Annotated in this window: 20 protein-coding genes; 8 read left to right on the plus strand and 12 right to left on the minus strand. The window is 40.9% G+C overall.

Going from position 1 to position 14,929, the window contains the following annotated elements; genetic code table 11:
* The first annotated feature begins 163 nt into the window (after positions 1-163).
* The gene (locus V7K98_RS00540) at positions 164-934 is read left to right on the plus strand and encodes a response regulator transcription factor (protein ID WP_335018550.1); all 771 of its coding nucleotides are present in this window, start codon (positions 164-166) and stop codon (positions 932-934) included.
* On the opposite strand, the gene V7K98_RS00545 is transcribed toward V7K98_RS00540, so the two are convergent.
* From V7K98_RS00545 to V7K98_RS00565, 5 genes are all read right to left on the minus strand, one after another.
* Positions 881-1,060 carry a histidine kinase gene (locus V7K98_RS00545; RefSeq protein WP_335018552.1) on the minus strand — a complete coding sequence of 60 codons (180 nt, stop codon included), beginning with the start codon at positions 1,058-1,060 and terminating at the stop codon, positions 881-883. The two genes, V7K98_RS00540 and V7K98_RS00545, sit on opposite strands and share 54 nt — an antisense overlap.
* Before the next feature lie 17 nt (positions 1,061-1,077).
* The gene (locus V7K98_RS00550) at positions 1,078-1,845 is read right to left on the minus strand and encodes an ABC transporter ATP-binding protein (RefSeq protein ID WP_335018554.1); all 768 of its coding nucleotides are present in this window, start codon (positions 1,843-1,845) and stop codon (positions 1,078-1,080) included.
* A 99-nt stretch (positions 1,846-1,944) separates the two neighbouring features.
* Positions 1,945-2,511 (minus strand): hypothetical protein, encoded by a 567-nt coding sequence (locus V7K98_RS00555; RefSeq protein ID WP_335018556.1) that lies wholly within the window; start codon positions 2,509-2,511, stop codon positions 1,945-1,947.
* A 233-nt stretch (positions 2,512-2,744) separates the two neighbouring features.
* Positions 2,745-3,203, minus strand: coding sequence for a DUF4079 domain-containing protein (locus V7K98_RS00560; protein WP_335018558.1), 459 nt, complete (start codon positions 3,201-3,203; stop codon positions 2,745-2,747).
* Positions 3,204-3,314: 111 nt separating this feature from the next.
* A complete protein-coding gene (locus V7K98_RS00565; RefSeq protein WP_335018560.1) occupies positions 3,315-3,710 on the minus strand; it encodes a DUF1830 domain-containing protein in 396 nt (131 codons plus the stop codon).
* A 574-nt stretch (positions 3,711-4,284) separates the two neighbouring features.
* Here V7K98_RS00565 and V7K98_RS00570 point away from each other — a divergent pair.
* Both V7K98_RS00570 and V7K98_RS00575 read left to right on the plus strand, forming a co-directional pair.
* Positions 4,285-5,877, plus strand: coding sequence for a photosystem II high light acclimation radical SAM protein (locus tag V7K98_RS00570; RefSeq protein ID WP_335018562.1), 1,593 nt, complete (start codon positions 4,285-4,287; stop codon positions 5,875-5,877).
* A 69-nt stretch (positions 5,878-5,946) separates the two neighbouring features.
* Positions 5,947-7,335 carry a DICT sensory domain-containing protein gene (locus tag V7K98_RS00575; protein WP_335018564.1) on the plus strand — a complete coding sequence of 463 codons (1,389 nt, stop codon included), beginning with the start codon at positions 5,947-5,949 and terminating at the stop codon, positions 7,333-7,335.
* A gap of 39 nt (positions 7,336-7,374) precedes the next feature.
* On the opposite strand, the gene V7K98_RS00580 is transcribed toward V7K98_RS00575, so the two are convergent.
* Positions 7,375-8,562, minus strand: coding sequence for an RNA-guided endonuclease InsQ/TnpB family protein (locus V7K98_RS00580; protein WP_335018566.1), 1,188 nt, complete (start codon positions 8,560-8,562; stop codon positions 7,375-7,377).
* A gap of 68 nt (positions 8,563-8,630) precedes the next feature.
* Here V7K98_RS00580 and V7K98_RS00585 point away from each other — a divergent pair, with 68 nt between their 5' ends.
* Genes V7K98_RS00585 through V7K98_RS00595 form a run of 3 tightly spaced genes read left to right on the plus strand, consistent with a single transcriptional unit; the run spans position 8,631 to position 9,690 of the window.
* Complete coding sequence (locus tag V7K98_RS00585) at positions 8,631-9,269, plus strand: pentapeptide repeat-containing protein (RefSeq protein ID WP_335018849.1); 639 nt, start codon at positions 8,631-8,633, stop codon at positions 9,267-9,269.
* Positions 9,270-9,316: 47 nt separating this feature from the next.
* The gene (locus V7K98_RS00590) at positions 9,317-9,550 is read left to right on the plus strand and encodes a hypothetical protein (RefSeq protein WP_335018568.1); all 234 of its coding nucleotides are present in this window, start codon (positions 9,317-9,319) and stop codon (positions 9,548-9,550) included.
* Positions 9,550-9,690 (plus strand): hypothetical protein, encoded by a 141-nt coding sequence (locus V7K98_RS00595; RefSeq protein ID WP_335018570.1) that lies wholly within the window; start codon positions 9,550-9,552, stop codon positions 9,688-9,690. The genes V7K98_RS00590 and V7K98_RS00595 overlap by 1 nt, the downstream gene beginning before the upstream one ends.
* A 2-nt stretch (positions 9,691-9,692) precedes the next feature.
* Here the strand turns inward: V7K98_RS00595 and V7K98_RS00600 are convergent, their stop codons facing one another.
* The 5 genes from V7K98_RS00600 to clpS all read right to left on the minus strand — a co-directional run bounded on the left by V7K98_RS00600 (position 9,693) and on the right by clpS (position 12,895).
* On the minus strand, positions 9,693-10,418 hold the full coding sequence (locus V7K98_RS00600) for a hypothetical protein (RefSeq protein ID WP_335018572.1): 726 nt from the start codon (positions 10,416-10,418) through the stop codon (positions 9,693-9,695).
* Positions 10,419-10,478: 60 nt separating this feature from the next.
* The gene (locus V7K98_RS00605) at positions 10,479-11,078 is read right to left on the minus strand and encodes a type IV pilin-like G/H family protein (protein WP_335018574.1); all 600 of its coding nucleotides are present in this window, start codon (positions 11,076-11,078) and stop codon (positions 10,479-10,481) included.
* Positions 11,075-11,680 (minus strand): hypothetical protein, encoded by a 606-nt coding sequence (locus V7K98_RS00610; protein ID WP_335018576.1) that lies wholly within the window; start codon positions 11,678-11,680, stop codon positions 11,075-11,077. The genes V7K98_RS00605 and V7K98_RS00610 overlap by 4 nt, the downstream gene beginning before the upstream one ends.
* A 34-nt stretch (positions 11,681-11,714) precedes the next feature.
* Positions 11,715-12,548: a CPBP family intramembrane glutamic endopeptidase gene (locus tag V7K98_RS00615; RefSeq protein WP_335018578.1), complete on the minus strand. Its 834-nt coding sequence runs from the start codon at positions 12,546-12,548 to the stop codon at positions 11,715-11,717.
* 65 nt (positions 12,549-12,613) lie between these two features.
* Positions 12,614-12,895 carry an ATP-dependent Clp protease adapter ClpS gene (clpS, locus tag V7K98_RS00620; RefSeq protein ID WP_335018580.1) on the minus strand — a complete coding sequence of 94 codons (282 nt, stop codon included), beginning with the start codon at positions 12,893-12,895 and terminating at the stop codon, positions 12,614-12,616.
* A 281-nt stretch (positions 12,896-13,176) separates the two neighbouring features.
* Here clpS and V7K98_RS00625 point away from each other — a divergent pair, with 281 nt between their 5' ends.
* Positions 13,177-13,533 (plus strand): hypothetical protein, encoded by a 357-nt coding sequence (locus V7K98_RS00625; protein ID WP_335018582.1) that lies wholly within the window; start codon positions 13,177-13,179, stop codon positions 13,531-13,533.
* 324 nt (positions 13,534-13,857) lie between these two features.
* Here V7K98_RS00625 and V7K98_RS00630 read toward each other — a convergent pair whose 3' ends face one another.
* On the minus strand, positions 13,858-14,061 hold the full coding sequence (locus tag V7K98_RS00630) for a hypothetical protein (RefSeq protein ID WP_094331166.1): 204 nt from the start codon (positions 14,059-14,061) through the stop codon (positions 13,858-13,860).
* A 470-nt stretch (positions 14,062-14,531) separates the two neighbouring features.
* On the opposite strand from V7K98_RS00630, the gene V7K98_RS00635 reads away from it, so the two are divergent.
* The gene (locus tag V7K98_RS00635) at positions 14,532-14,861 is read left to right on the plus strand and encodes an STAS domain-containing protein (protein WP_335018583.1); all 330 of its coding nucleotides are present in this window, start codon (positions 14,532-14,534) and stop codon (positions 14,859-14,861) included.
* The last annotated feature ends 68 nt before the right edge of the window (positions 14,862-14,929 follow it).

The raw sequence follows: 14,929 nt of genomic DNA on the forward strand, positions 1-14,929 counted from the left end.
TAATATTTCTAATTGCCTTTCGGGAAGGCATAAATTAAAGATATTGCTACGCTTTTTATGAGGAAATGTAAAGCTAATAGCAATTGAAGTAACAAAGGCTACAAAACCTTAGTGACGGGCTTGTTACTTTGAAAGTCATCAGACGCTAAGGGGTCTTGCCGCTGTGGGTTCGGTTTGTATAGAAATCATTGAGGGGAATCCCCATCTGAGGTCGTTGTTGGGTTGGCACTTGCAACAGCTAGAATACCGCGTGCATCAAGCTGCTAGTATTTATCAAGCAAGGGAAGTATTTTTAAGCCATCAACCAACACTGGTAGTATTAGATGCAGACTTGCCTGATGGCGATGGCATTGAATTTTGTCGTTGGTTGCATCGTCAGGAGCAGCCTCTAATCTTAATGCTATCTGCCGGTAATAGTGAAGGTGATATTGTCGCAGGTTTAAAGGCGGGTGCAGATGATTACCTGAGCAAACCTTTTGGTATGCAAGAGTTTTTAGCACGGGTAGAGGCGCTGATTCGTCGGAAACGCACACCTACTGCACCAGCTTATTTGGATTATGGCACTTTGCAAATCGACTTAGTTCAGCGCCGTGTCCGCTTCCAGGGTGAGTTTATCGATTTAACTCCTCAAGAATTCAGTTTGTTGTACGTTTTGGCACAAGCTGGGGGAGTACCTCTGAGTAGGTCGGAATTGCTGCGTCGTGCTTGGCCTGATGCTATCGATAACCCTCGTACCATTGATACTCACGTTTTGTCGTTGCGGAAAAAGGTTGAACTTGACCCTCGTCAACCGAACTTGATTCAAACTATCCGCAATGTAGGATACCGTTTTAACATGGAAATTTTGAATACTAATATTTCACAATCACAAACAACAAAGTTAGCTAGAGAAAGATTTAGTAATCAACGTTCGACACTTACTAGTCAAGTTTGATTGGGCATTGGGCATTGGGCATTGAGCATTGGGCATTGGGCATTGGGGATTGGGCATTGGGGATTGGGCATTGGGCATTGGGAAGTAAGATAAGAACTCTTTACTTCTATCTCCTGACCAGTTCAAAATCTAAAATCCAAAATCTAAAATCTAAAATCGTCTTGAGTTTCTGCTTGAATTAGGCTTTCTCGTAATTCAAGCCAGTTTATTTGAGAGACTGTTTGATTTGCGGATAAATGACCTTGTTGTAGGTGTAATAACTTAGTACAAAACATTTGAGCAAGTTCCAGTTGGTGATTTACCATCAGAATTGTGGTTTGATGAGTTTGACTCAACTGGATTAAGACTTGCATGAGATGAGATGCTGTACCTGCATCAAGGGCAGAGGTTGGCTCGTCTAATAATAATATTTTAGGCTGGATGAGTAAGGCACGAGCGATCGCTATTAGTTGTCGTTGTCCCGCAGAAAGTTGTACCTCTGTTCGCCCTAACCATTCATTGGGAATGTGCAGTTGTTCTATCCAATAACTGATTCGTTGCTGAATTGTCTCCTTGGGCAAGCCACGCAAAACTAAAGGATAAGCCAAGGTTTGCTGAACTGTCATCCCTAACAGCTTTGACTCTTGCAATACAAGTGTCACTGTCTGGCGTAGCTGGATGACAGGTATTTGGCGATATTCTTGATTTTCTAGATAGATTTTGCCACTGCTGGGTTCAATTAGGCGGTTGATGAGGCGTAATAACGAAGTTTTACCTGCGCCTACTGGCCCTACAATGGCAATGCGATCGCTCTGAAATACCTCCAAGTCAATATCCTGCAATATGGGATATCCTTGCTGATTGCCTGGGAGTTGAGTTTTCAGCTTTGTAAATAGATTAACTTGCTCTAGCCTGAGTGTTACCTTATTCAAGGGGAATGGGGAGATGAGGGAGATGGGGGAGATGAGGGAGATGAGGGAGATGGGGGGGGAAATAACCAATGCCCAATGCCCAATGCCCCATTCCCAATTTTAAGTTAATTGTGTAGTAGTTAAGGCTGTAGCGATCGCCCAGCCATCGACCAATAGTAGCAGCAGTGTGAATCCTAGTAAAATCAGGTACATCCACGGCTGTGCTAAAGGGCGAACATCTGTAGTATCAATGCCTGTCTTGGCTTGGACAATTTGCACGAAACGGGCAAATCCAGATACACGCATGGGTAGTAAATAAGCTTTCCCATCCTGGCTGAGGAAGTAATAAACTAACCCTCCTTGACCAGTGGTGCGGGGTTTTAACTCTTTTACCTCTGACCAAGGTAAAAACCAGCCTTTACGAAAAAAGCGAGGTACCCAGGCGGGGTAAGTAACCTGAATTCCCTGGTCATCTACGATTACTTGTTCAGTTAAGACGGCGTATAAGGCAATTAAGCCGATGCCAATCGCTATCCACAAAAATTCTGGAGGTACGGGTGCGGCTGTTACCTGCGATAAAAAGGGTAATGGAACTGTGAGTGCTATGTATAGACTCAGCAAAGTTATCCGAATCAAAGGAGACAAACGAAAGATAGAAGCTGATATATTGGCTGAATTTGCTGTCACGGCTCAATTACAATGCTTTTCTTCATTGTAAGGTAGGTCTATGTCTTAGCTTGGTTGTTGCACACAATAACAATTCGTAATTCGTAATTAACGCCGTGTGCAACTTTCTCTCAGACCTAACCCCCAACCCCTTCCCTTGTAGGGAAGGGGAGCAAGAATCAAAGCCTCTCTCCCTGTGGGGGAGAGGAATGGAAGTGGGGTTCTAAGGATAAGTTGTACATCGCGTTAATTTTTTAGGGTAAATACTTTTGCACTACAATCCAACCAGTCAGTGACACCCAGGCAAATCCTATAAACAAAATAATATTCACGCCGATGTGTAAGGGTCTAGCCCAAGGTCGTCCGGCACTAATTTGGGTGGCACTGAAAGCAGAGAGCAAAACTAATGCTACTACAATCAATCCAGCTAGCAAGTGTGACGAGTGACCTAAAGAACCAAAGTGCCCTAAAGTGCCAACAATACCGATAGCTAGCAATAGTAGCACTAAACTTACCATGCTGATGCCCATTAAGTAGTGGAGCGATCGCACCTCCCTATTTCCGCCCAGAAATGGCGTAAAAGGAAATTGCTGCGAAGTTCTCGCTCGAAACATCCAAACGCCGGTAATTGCTAACATCAGATATGCCAGCAAGGACAACCCCATCGACCAGGCCGCTATTTTCCACAACCAAAGAAACGAAGGCAGATTCATAAGAATGATTGTAGATGAGAGTGGGGAGACGCGGGAGAATGCCAATGACAAATGACCAATAAAAAGGGCTGCCGAATTCAGCAACCCTTAAATTTAGCTAAATTTTTTTAATCAATCAACAGATGCTAAACCAGCCATTTGTAAAGGTTTTGTAGTATCTCCGGTTTTTGTATTAATTTGCTGCACCAATGACTTGGTATTAATAGGGTCTTTGCCAAATGATGAGTCTGTATCGAACTCATCGGTACTAGTTTCGTCGAGCATTAGGCGATCGCACGGAATCTTATCTGATAAAATTGCACTTGCCATCATCCCTGTATGAATCTCCACTTGGCCTTTTCGCGGAGCTTCAAAAACTAAACGTTGTCCAGGGAAAACAACCCTTTCAAAGTACCAGTTGGGAATATTACAGATGCGAGCTACCTGTATTTTGCTCGTGGCATTAATGTAGCAGCAGAGAATTTTTCCCGATTGCTCAGGTGGTAGAGGATCTAATATTTGAGCCATAACTGCTGAGGAGCTTTACGCCACAATTTTACATTACACTAGCCAAGCCTAGCATTCACTGATCCCCAGTTGCTGTAACTGTGAATACCAACTGAGTCCTTGTAGGTTATTTATGTCTAAAGATATATTCTTAGTTGTGAAAACTTTGTAATTTTTTATGCCTTTTTCGGAATTATACACTACACCTAAAATATTTTGATATTTTTTCCTCATATTAAAGCTTGAATTCTCTTAAGGTAGATAAGACGACGATCCCTTTGCTTTTGGCCTAGCGAGGAAGTGAATTTTGCCGTTTTATCTATCCCAGAATTAATAGACTGGGATCATCGCTTAATGAATAAAGTCAATGTTATGGTAAAGCTATATGAAAAATATCTTCATAAAGCCTATCTATAAGATTCTATGTATGTTTTATGCATAGAAATTTTAGCGTTTCCTGCAATTGCTAACATTAGTTTTTCAATACCAGCAATTAAATGAAATGTCAAGTGCGATTTTGATAAGTAAAACCAAATAAGACAAACACACACTTTAAAACTGGATGTTTTTCTCGCTTTCTCCAAAGATTGGCAAGATGGAAGTCAAAACACAGATAATGGAAAATCGAATTCTTTACGTTCGCCTTCCTTGTAACCCTATCTTTCCTATTGGGGTTGTCTACCTGAGCGATCATGTCCATAAGCAGTTTCCTAATATTGAACAGCGCATCTTTGATTTAGGAACAGTGCCACCCTTAGATTACAATTCGGCTTTGGATCGCTGTATTGATGAATTTAAACCGACACTGCTAGTATTTTCTTGGCGGGATATTCAAATTTATGCCCCAGTTGGTGGACGTGGTGGCAACCCTCTGCAAAACGCCTTTGAATTTTACTACGCCAAGAATCCTCTATTAAAACTACGTGGAGGGTTCGGCGGGTTACGAATTTTCATCGCTTACTATGTAGAGTTATGGCGAAATCAGGGCTTAATCAAACGCGGTTTAAAGCGTGCCCAAAAATATAATTCTAATGCCCGCGTAGTTGTAGGTGGCGGTGCAGTTAGCGTATTTTACGAACAATTGGGTAAAAGTTTACCCAAAGGGACAATTATTTCTGTTGGTGAGGGTGAAACCCTGCTGGAAAAACTTTTAAATGGCAAAGATTTTCGAGATGAACGCTGTTATGTTGCGGGAGAAACTCAACCACGGGAACGGCTAATTCACGAACAACCTACCCCACTAGAAAAAACAGCTTGTAACTACGACTATATCGAAACCATCTGGCCGGAATTTAACTTTTACCTGCAAGAGGAAGACTTTTATATAGGTGTACAAACTAAACGTGGTTGTCCCCATAACTGTTGTTATTGCGTGTATACGGTTGTTGAAGGTAAACAAGTACGCATCAACCCAGCAGATGAAGTAGTTGCTGAGATTCGCCAATTATACGATCGCGGCATTCGCAATTTCTGGTTTACCGATGCCCAATTCATCCCAGCCCGAAAATTTATCGACGATGCCATAGAACTATTGCAAAAAATCGTCGATTCTGGTATGACAGATATCCACTGGGCAGCATATATCAGAGCCGACAATTTGACACCAGAGTTGTGCGACTTGATGGCGAAAACCGGGATGAACTACTTTGAAATCGGCATTACCAGTGGTTCTCAAGAACTCGTGCGGAAAATGCGGATGGGGTACAACCTGCGAACCGTCTTGCAAAACTGCCGTGACTTAAAAGCAGCTGGTTTCAACGACTTAGTTTCCGTCAACTACTCCTTTAACGTCATTGACGAACGTCCCGAAACCATCCGCCAAACCATCGCTTACCACCGCGAACTAGAACGAATTTTCGGTGCTGATAAAGTTGAACCTGCTATCTTCTTTATTGGACTGCAACCCCATACACATTTAGAAGAATACGCTTTCAAAGAAGGCATCCTTAAACCAGGATACGATCCGATGAGTTTGATGCCGTGGACAGCCAAAAAACTCCTTTGGAATCCCGAACCCCTTGGTTCATTCTTCGGCGAAGTCTGCTTGCAAGCTTGGCAACAAAACCCCAACGATTTCGGACGCGAAGTCATGAAAATATTAGAAGAAAAACTAGGTTGTGCCGACTTAGAAGCAGCACTTTCCGCACCAATAGAGACGAAAGAAAAACAGTTAGCGGGTATATCCTAAAAAACTGAATTTCTCCTCCTCTCCTCCTCTGTGTCCTCTGCGCCTCTGCGGTTATTTTTCCCAAATCCCATGTTAGAAGGTTCAATCTTACAACAGCTAGAAACAGCCCATCGCCATACCACCAGGCCAATTCGATTCGGTGTTTACTATAAAAATACCCTAGTTGCCCTGTGCCACGCTCTAGAAGACCATATCTTAACCGACGACGGTAAACCCTTAGTAATCACAGCCTTTCAACAGGGGAAATGGTATCTCCAAGAAGCTGAACGATATGCAGACATCGCCCAGCACAGTCGCCAAATTGCCATCATGGCCGCCTCTGAATCCGGCTTTGATGAACATCCTACCAGTCAGCTACCCAATGTAGACTTAGTAGCATTAGATCCAGTCGATGCAGTAGCGCAGGAGTGGCACTTAATTATTTTATCGACCAAATACACAGCAATGGTAATTTGTCAAGAATTATCAGAAGCTGATTATGGTAGCACTGGCGTACCGACATCAGACTTAGAGCGGAAATTTTATGGTTTGTGGACATTTGAGCCGGAGTTAGTGCAAGAGACAGCAGAAATAGCGATCGCTCACATCAAAAAATACAACCCAGAACTGGCAGAAAAACTCACAGCCGATAAGCAGCAAATTGTACCGTCAATGGACAGATCCCAAAATTTAGGTGCAGTTGTCTCCCGTGTAGTAGATTACCTCCAGACTGGACAAGATAATTTATCCATCCCAATAGCGCTTCAGAAACAAACCTTAGATCGCAACTTGGTTTCTAATGAAATCCAAGCCTTTTTGCGAATGGCGCAACTGATGGATATGGCAGATGTCAACAATCCAATGGCGGCTGCGGAGGTAGTAGTTCTTGCCGAAGCGATCGCCCAGCTTTTGGATCTTCCCGCATGGCAAATTAAGAGATTGCGGCTAGCGGCTTTGTTACATCGCATAGATCCATTACAAAATGCCGAAAGTGTCCTGACTTCTGATAATATACCGACACGTTACCAAGAAGATGCTCCTAGTTGTCCTTTAATACCAGGGGCGCAAGTATTGCGAACCATGCCACGACTGCGAGCAGTTGCCCAAATTATCACTCACCAAACCGAGTGGTGGAATGGTTTAGGAGAACCAGCAGGTTTAGCTGGAGATGAAATTCCCCTAGAGTCGAGAATTTTGGCATTATTGGCAGACTTTCAGTGGCGAGTCAATCAGCGAAAATTGTCAAATCAGAGTCGCCAAGAAATATTTACTCAATCTTTAGACGAGTGCAAACAGCAAGAATCTATCCGTTTTGACCCTAAACTTGTAGATACCCTAGCTTTATTAGTTATGGGTTTACAACAGGGACTCGACTTGCCCTTGATGACACCCAAATTCAGCGCCGGCGTTTGGCTACTTGATTCCCAATGGGACAGTCACAGCAAGATAAGTGAGCAGATTGGTAGTTACTTTACTTGACATTCTCACCGGGCTGAAGCCACGGTGATTCCTAAAACCTCACGATTTAGGTTTCTGTTTCCTTCCCTTTCGGGTATTTTGCAACTGCCCTTTAGACTTATGTCCATCAGGTCTTATGTTCGCTCCACAGACTGCAACGGTGTGTCCCACCGCCAAAATGTTACGACTAGCGTTGATGTCCCGGTCGTGGTGTACCCCACAGTTAGGGCAATCCCACTCTCGTACACTCAATGGCAACTTATCAAGGATATGTCCACAGTTTCCACAACGCTTAGAGCTAGGAAACCATCGGTCAATCTTGACCAAATTTCGACCATACCACTTAGCTTTATACTCCAGTTGTCTCACCAACTCGCCCCAACTAGCATCACTGATAGCACGGGCAAGTTTGTGATTTTTGACCATGTTCAAAACTTGCAAATCTTCGACAGCAATCGTTTGGTTTTCACGTACCAGTCGGGTTGTCAGCTTGTGCAAATGGTCTTTTCGAGAATCAGAAATCCTAGCTTGAATCTGAGCAACTTTGAGCCGAGCTTTATCTCTATTGCGAGAGGCTTTTTGCTTACGGCTCAAAGTCTTCTGTGCTTTCCTCAGTTTTTGATAATGCTTATCAAACGCTTTGGGGTTGGCAATCTTTTCACCTGTACTCAGGGTTACAAGGCTGCTGATTCCTACATCCAAGCCCACAGAATTATCAATTGGTTGCAGTTTTTCGTCGGTCGGAGCATCAAGGCGCAAACTGACAAACCAGCGTCCAGATGGGTCAACTTTAACTGTGATAGTTGTAGGTTCACACCCGATAGGAAGTTGTCTAGACCATTTAATTGGCAAGCTTTGAGAACACTTTGCCAAGTAGACTTGTCTATCCTTCCATTTGAAAGCAGATTTGGTAAATTCTGCGCCGCCACCGTTACGCTTCTTCTTAAAATTAGGGTATTTCGCCTTACTTGCAAAGAAGTTAGTAAACGCAGTTTGCAGATGTCTCAATCCTTGCTGCAATGGCACACAACTTACCTCATTCAAAAATTGGAGGTCTTCAAGTTTTTTCCATTGCGTCAACATGGCGCTTGTTTGAACGTAATCAACTCGCTCTTGCCTCTCATACCAAGCCTCGGTTCTTGCAGCCAATGCTCGGTTAAACACCAACCGCACACAACCAATTGTTCGACGCAATAGGGATTCTTGTTCGGCAGTTGGGTAAAAACGGTAGCGGTAGGCTTTTTCCATATCTCACATTTTAACACATTCCCTGTAAAGCCGTGCTAGAAGCACGGGGTTTCTACCCACAAATTTCGATGAATATTGAAGCCATTAAATTAGGAAAACTCAAACAACTTCCAGGAGCAAATTTAGAAGACGAGGAACTCTCTCGACTAGATTTAAGCCGGATTAATCTTGCTGGTGCTAACCTTGTCGGCACTAATTTTGCTGCTTCCAAACTCCAAGGTGGGCATTTGGAAGGGGCGAATTTAATGGGGGCGAACCTCCAAGAAACTGACTTGCGGGCGAATTTGATGGGAGCAAACCTGATGCAAGCGGATTTAACCGGCGCTGACTTGCGGGGTAGCAATTTGCGTGGCGCTAACTTGATGGGAGCAAGACTCAGTGATGTATCATTGGTGGGTGCTTTCTTGAGTGGTGCCAATTTGATGAATGTGAACTTGCAAGGCGTAGACTTGCGCGGTGCTGACTTGCGTGGTGCAAACCTAACTGGGGCAAATCTCAAAGGTGCAGATTTGAGTCGCGCCGATTTGCAAGGGGCTTTGTTGAGTGAAGCAAACCTGGAAGAAGCTGACTTGCGGGGGGCGAATTTGGCGGGAGCGAATTTTTCAGGAGCGAATTTACTCTGTGCAGAGTTAGAAGGTGCAAATTTGAGCGGTGTTAATTTGAATAAGGCGTGTTTGGTGGGTACTGTGGTTGAAACCCTTGCGTAAAGATTAGCTATTGTTAAAATTTTCGCAGATGAAGCAGGTGAAAATTTGTGAGCCTAAAAGAAGTTCTCAGACTAGCAAAGCAACTTTTAACCGTGGACAAGGTACGTTTGATCCAGCAAATTGCTGCTGATATAGAATGCGAGTTAACAGATCAATCATCTATCGTTAAGAGCAAATCATTGTGGGGACTGTGTGCGGATTTGGGAAAAGTACCTTCCGCAGTGGAAATTGATACAGCCCGTAGTGAAGAGTGGGCTAGTTTTCCACGGGAGGATATTTGATGCTGCGTGCTGTAGCTGACACCCATGCAGTCATCTGGTACATTTTTGGCGATTCCCGATTATCTACAACTGCCCAGAATACCATAGCTCAAATAGCATCTTCTGGAGATCAAGTTGCTTTCTCTTCCATTAGTCAGTAATCTTATCGATGCGTTTGTTGGGGTTGCCTAGATTGTCTCAATAACCGAACCAGTAGTTTTCCTGTAATAATTGCATTTACAAAACCAAAAATAATCCCAAAAACAGGCAATGGAAGACCAAACATAAAGCTTGCTTCAGATGATGTTATAATACCGAAAAAAGAACCTATTGCATTAAAAATAGGAGAGCCTATACATACTACAGTCCAACCTAGACTCCAACTTATAGACCAACTTACAGTACTAGTGATTATCCACAAGTAATTTACAGAAAAATTCTTTCTAATTAAAAGATGTTGAATTATTCCAGTAATAATTCCTCCTACAGCACCTCCAATCGCACCTCCTATACTGCCTATTAAAAATCCCTGTGTTAGTTCATGAGTACCTTGTAAAAAATTAATAATAAATAGTAGAGTAAAACTACAAGCTACAAATGTAGAGATGAAACCTAAATACAATCCGGGTACATTCGATAGTATCCATAACCAACTTATCATGGGAATCTTTTTTAGAAGTAGTAACCACTGTGATAGTCCAATTACAACACCAGGGGAAAAAAAACTAATAAGATATATAGTATTCTTTAACCAATAGTCTAAATCTGGTTTAACATTATCCCTCACTAATCCTACAATTAACCAGATTAAAAAAGATAAAAAACAACTAACGGTATTTGTAATTATCCATTGGATTTGGAACTTTTCATGATTTTGTCTATTCAACATCTGATTTACTAGGATCAAAGTATTGTAGATATAAAAAAACAATAATAATATCGCTGCTGTTTAATTGTGTTGGATTGTGTCATTATTTTTATTCTTAAAAAATTCAGTTTCTAAATATACTTTATTGGCTTCACGAGGGCAATCTACTAAACCATTTGTATAGTATGGTCGATGGTTTAAGGGTGCATATCCTGGCCCAGTACTTTTACATACGATACTTACCACTTTTATTTCTTTAGTATCAATAATAGGAACGACAAAAACACCACCAACATAAGAACTCAAATCTATGCCCCAATTGCCACCACATGCTTCCTGTCTTGCATAAATATAAATACCGTTTACAGTTGATTTACCATTAATTTCAGGAATAGTTTTAGTGTAGTAACCATAACATTTTTCAGCTTTGAAAAAAGATGAATTTGATTTTAATGGTTTATCAAGTGGTTTCAGGAAAGTTTTATGGGTTGAAAAATAGTTTTTTTGATTCTGAATCATAGATATAATATTATCTTCTGCAATTTTCTCATATTGTGGTTCATCACCTGGTGAATATATCTCAGCACATCCAGCGACAAGCAACTTAATTAAAATAATATTAAAAAATAAAAAATTATTAAAAAGGAGAAAGCCTTCGCGTAACTTTATCACTTGGCTCATGTTACTGATCTATTGTTGTGCTTGATAATTTTAATTAAAAACACTCCTGTAATAACTCCGTTAAGCATACCAAATAATAATCCATAAGCAAGTAATCCTATAACAAAATAGACAGTAAAAAGAGTTTTGAATAATGTGATACTACCTATTAAACCACCCAAACTCCAGCCGAGAGTGTTAGCTAATATCCAACTTGTCCGCAGATGAGATAAAGAAACATATCTTCTTAACAAGAACCACTGCTGCACTCCAGTGATAAATCCCCCGAAAAATCCACTGATGGAGTAAGACAATACTGCACACATATTAGAACTATGTGTGTTGAGATAATAACACAAATCACTAAAGCTACCGTAAATTTGTAGTTTTCCACCCATGAATCCATATATGATAATACCAATAACATTAGTTAATATCCACCATCTGCTGAGTCCACTAATTTGCTTTCTTAACATTAACCATTGGGCTAGACCCGGCACTAATGAAGTAAAAAAATTAAATGGAAAAATAAATGGAAAGTAAAGAAGACCTACACAGAAGCTAATAGCATTTGCTAATACCCACTGCATCCAGAAATCACTATCTGTTTGCTGATTTCTCATAAAAAAATAGCTGATACGATTAATATTTTGATTTTCATATATGACGCGATCGCTCAGTTCGCCCTCGTATCCCCAAAGCTAGTACACTCATTAACAACACCCCCATTACTCCTTGCAGGGGATTATTATTCACACCAGTTACCCAATCAGGAACTTCACCAGAATATTTCACTAATTTACCTACATTAATAATGTAGTAACCCCAAACTAAACCACCATGCAAACCAATTGGTAAACCCAAGCGTCCCCTCCGCCAACGCTTTCCCCATACCTGCGTTAACCCCAGCAGTACTAAAGCTGGAAATTGTGGCAGTGTATGAATAATTGCCTCCAAGGGTTTAATAAAGTGCAATGTAGCAAACGCAATTGCATCTGTCCACAGTGCCACACGCGGACTGTAATCTCGTTGTAATTCATCTAGCAACCAGCCTCGGAATAACAATTCCTCAGCAAATCCAACACCTAAGCCAACAAGTGAACCCTCTAAAACAACTTTCAGCAAAAAAACTTTCGGTTGTTGCCACACCAACCAACCCAATAAACTTTCTACCCCAAAAAGTATCAGAATATTAATTACCCCTATAGCCAAGCCACGCAACAAATCGACACCATTTTGTCGAGTGAATTCTAAGCCATAATGTTGCAGAATTTGGGGCTGCTGGTAGACATATTTACCCCATAGTCTCAGGAGAAAAATAAATATCGCATATAACAATACCAATGTCAATATACTTTCTAAGTTTGAATCATGTACTAGTAAGTATATTGGTGCAGCCAATGGCAACCATAGCAGCGCTAAATTCAAAATAAAACAACCCAGCCTAATGGGGGCAGGGCGTTCAGCTAGACGGACAAGGTTTTTTTTCATATTAAATTAGGTCAATAATCAGTAGTCAATACTCCAGATTATGACTCTTGATTATTGACCAATCACTATTCGTCAGGTTCAATCGTGCTACTTAAACCGTGACTTATCAATGTTTCGCAATAGAATTCAGCGTGTTCCAGGGCGCAAGTGATGACTAAAGCTAGCCCGTTAGTATGGGCTTCCATCATGATGCTCACAGCTTGGGGTTGGGTAAGGCTAGGTACAGTGGCTATTAGTGACTGTACAACATGCTCCATCGAGTTGTACTCGTCGTTATGGAGCAAAACGCGATACCGAGGCGCTAGCTTACGGGTTGTGGAAGGCTTTTGAATAGTTTCAACTGACACGGCTCTTTGCTCTTTTCTTGTTGATTCACTACTACAAAGTGTCTGTGTAGCGATCGCTTAACAGTTATTTACCTATTCTATAGTATTTCTGTTCAGATACTATGGTAGAAAAACTGCTCTACTTAGTTTGTATAGCTACTTCTGAGGCAGATGTCTAAGATATCGTTGCCATGAGAGTGCTACTCTAATATTACATAAGCTTCCTTAAACGTAGCGCATTTTCATTTTTAAAATTAAGGAAGCTGCAAAACAATCCTTGCCCCTGCCCAAACTGCATAATAATGAACATTAGCCTAGATTTTCTTCAACCAGGACAAATTGTGTCTTTAGAGCATGGCGACAAAAATCTGTATGCAGAAGTCATTCAATTTGTAGTTTCCCGTCAGTTGTGCTGGGTGCGTCCTTTATTAATGGTTACTTTGATTCAAGAATCGCCGCTAATTACCGATTTGCGAGATGCGTCTGACTTGCTTTGGCCTGCTAATTTATTTCGGCCAGCATTAGACACAGAAGTAATTACCTTCTTGAGCCAAGTTTTAGCAAAAGAACCAAAAACTGAACCTGACTCAGCTGCAAAGCAGCAACTCAATCAATTTATTCACCAACTTTGGCAAGCGTATCAAGATCGTGCTGAGTAATGAGTGAGTGTTCAATAGTGAGTAATTGCAAGTGCTGAATTTTTTTGACTCAGTACTCAGTATTTACAATTCAGCACCAGCAGAATTTTTTCTAGGCGTTTAGCGAACTGATGGCAATTTACTAAGAATGCACAATGTAGAGGGTCTTCAGCACAGTTTACGCCACCTTAAGTTATTTAAATAATCAACCTCATGGAAAAATACAAAAAATAATATCGTCCTTGTTATCCCACCTGCCTTTACTCAAACTTGTTTTACCCACTTGAAATTTTGATGACTTCAGTATTAATCAAATTCACTTGATATACCTCTATGCACAAGCATTTAGGAATATCCGAAGCTAGGAACCAACTTAATTCTACCAGCATCCATCTCCGACATTAATAATTCCAGAGCTTCGTAGTCAACGTCAGAAATGTAACCCAGTTCTGTCAGTTCTGAGTTGATTTCATTTTCGATCTCAGGAGTTAGTTTTTTAATGTCAAGAGCTTTTTCTACCAATTTACGAATAGCGTACTTAGTTCTCATAAGTAATAATCCAACTGTAAGATGATACTAATTATCCCAGATACATCTAAGTATAAAAAGCGATCTAAATACTAACTTACTTGTGATATAGATCACATTTAATTAGTTAAATAGATAATTTGCTATAACTCTGGCGTATGCCATCAGCAACGCTAAAGTGGGAGATTTAACTTACCGTTAAGACTTGGCTAAATTAGCTTGAGTTATAGACTAAGCAAGTTTTATCAGCATAGTTACTGATGATTGGTTTGCTCTATGGCTGTCTATGTTGATTGTTTTTGAACTGAGATAAAAAAAAAGTATACATAAACACATTTTAACCTGGAATTATAACAATCTTTAAACAGAGATACTAAAGAAATAAAGATTTAGCAAAGAGAGCTAAGACATAAGGTCGATGTAACAGAATAGAGTTTATGTTCAAATAATCCTTAGCTTGACGCTTCAATAATTCTCAATAGGATATAACTATGCAAGCAGTGCTTAATTATCCCAAGATTGTAGTCATTCGTCCCCAAGGCTGTTTGAATGCTACAAACGCCTTGGAATTTGAACGAGATATGACTACAGCGTTGGCACAAAATGGTATTTCCATCTTGGTAGTAGACCTCACAGCAGTAGAATCGTTAGACAGTGCTGGGTTGATGGCATTGTTATCTATACACAAGCTGGCTCTTAGTTTAGGAAGGGGTTTCCAACTTTGCGCTGTTGCTCCGTCAATTAGAATTATTTTTGAACTCACGCAACTCGATAGAGTATTTGAAATATTGGATGCTGAAGTTGAGTTAACTCCAACATAAGTTTATGTAAAAATACAAAGGTTCAGGTAACGAATGGATTTTATGTAAAGGAGTTATAAGTTACAACG

The sequence above is a fragment of the Nostoc sp. genome, from assembly GCF_036917435.1.
In the GTDB taxonomy this organism is placed as follows: Bacteria; Cyanobacteriota; Cyanobacteriia; order Cyanobacteriales; family Nostocaceae; genus Nostoc.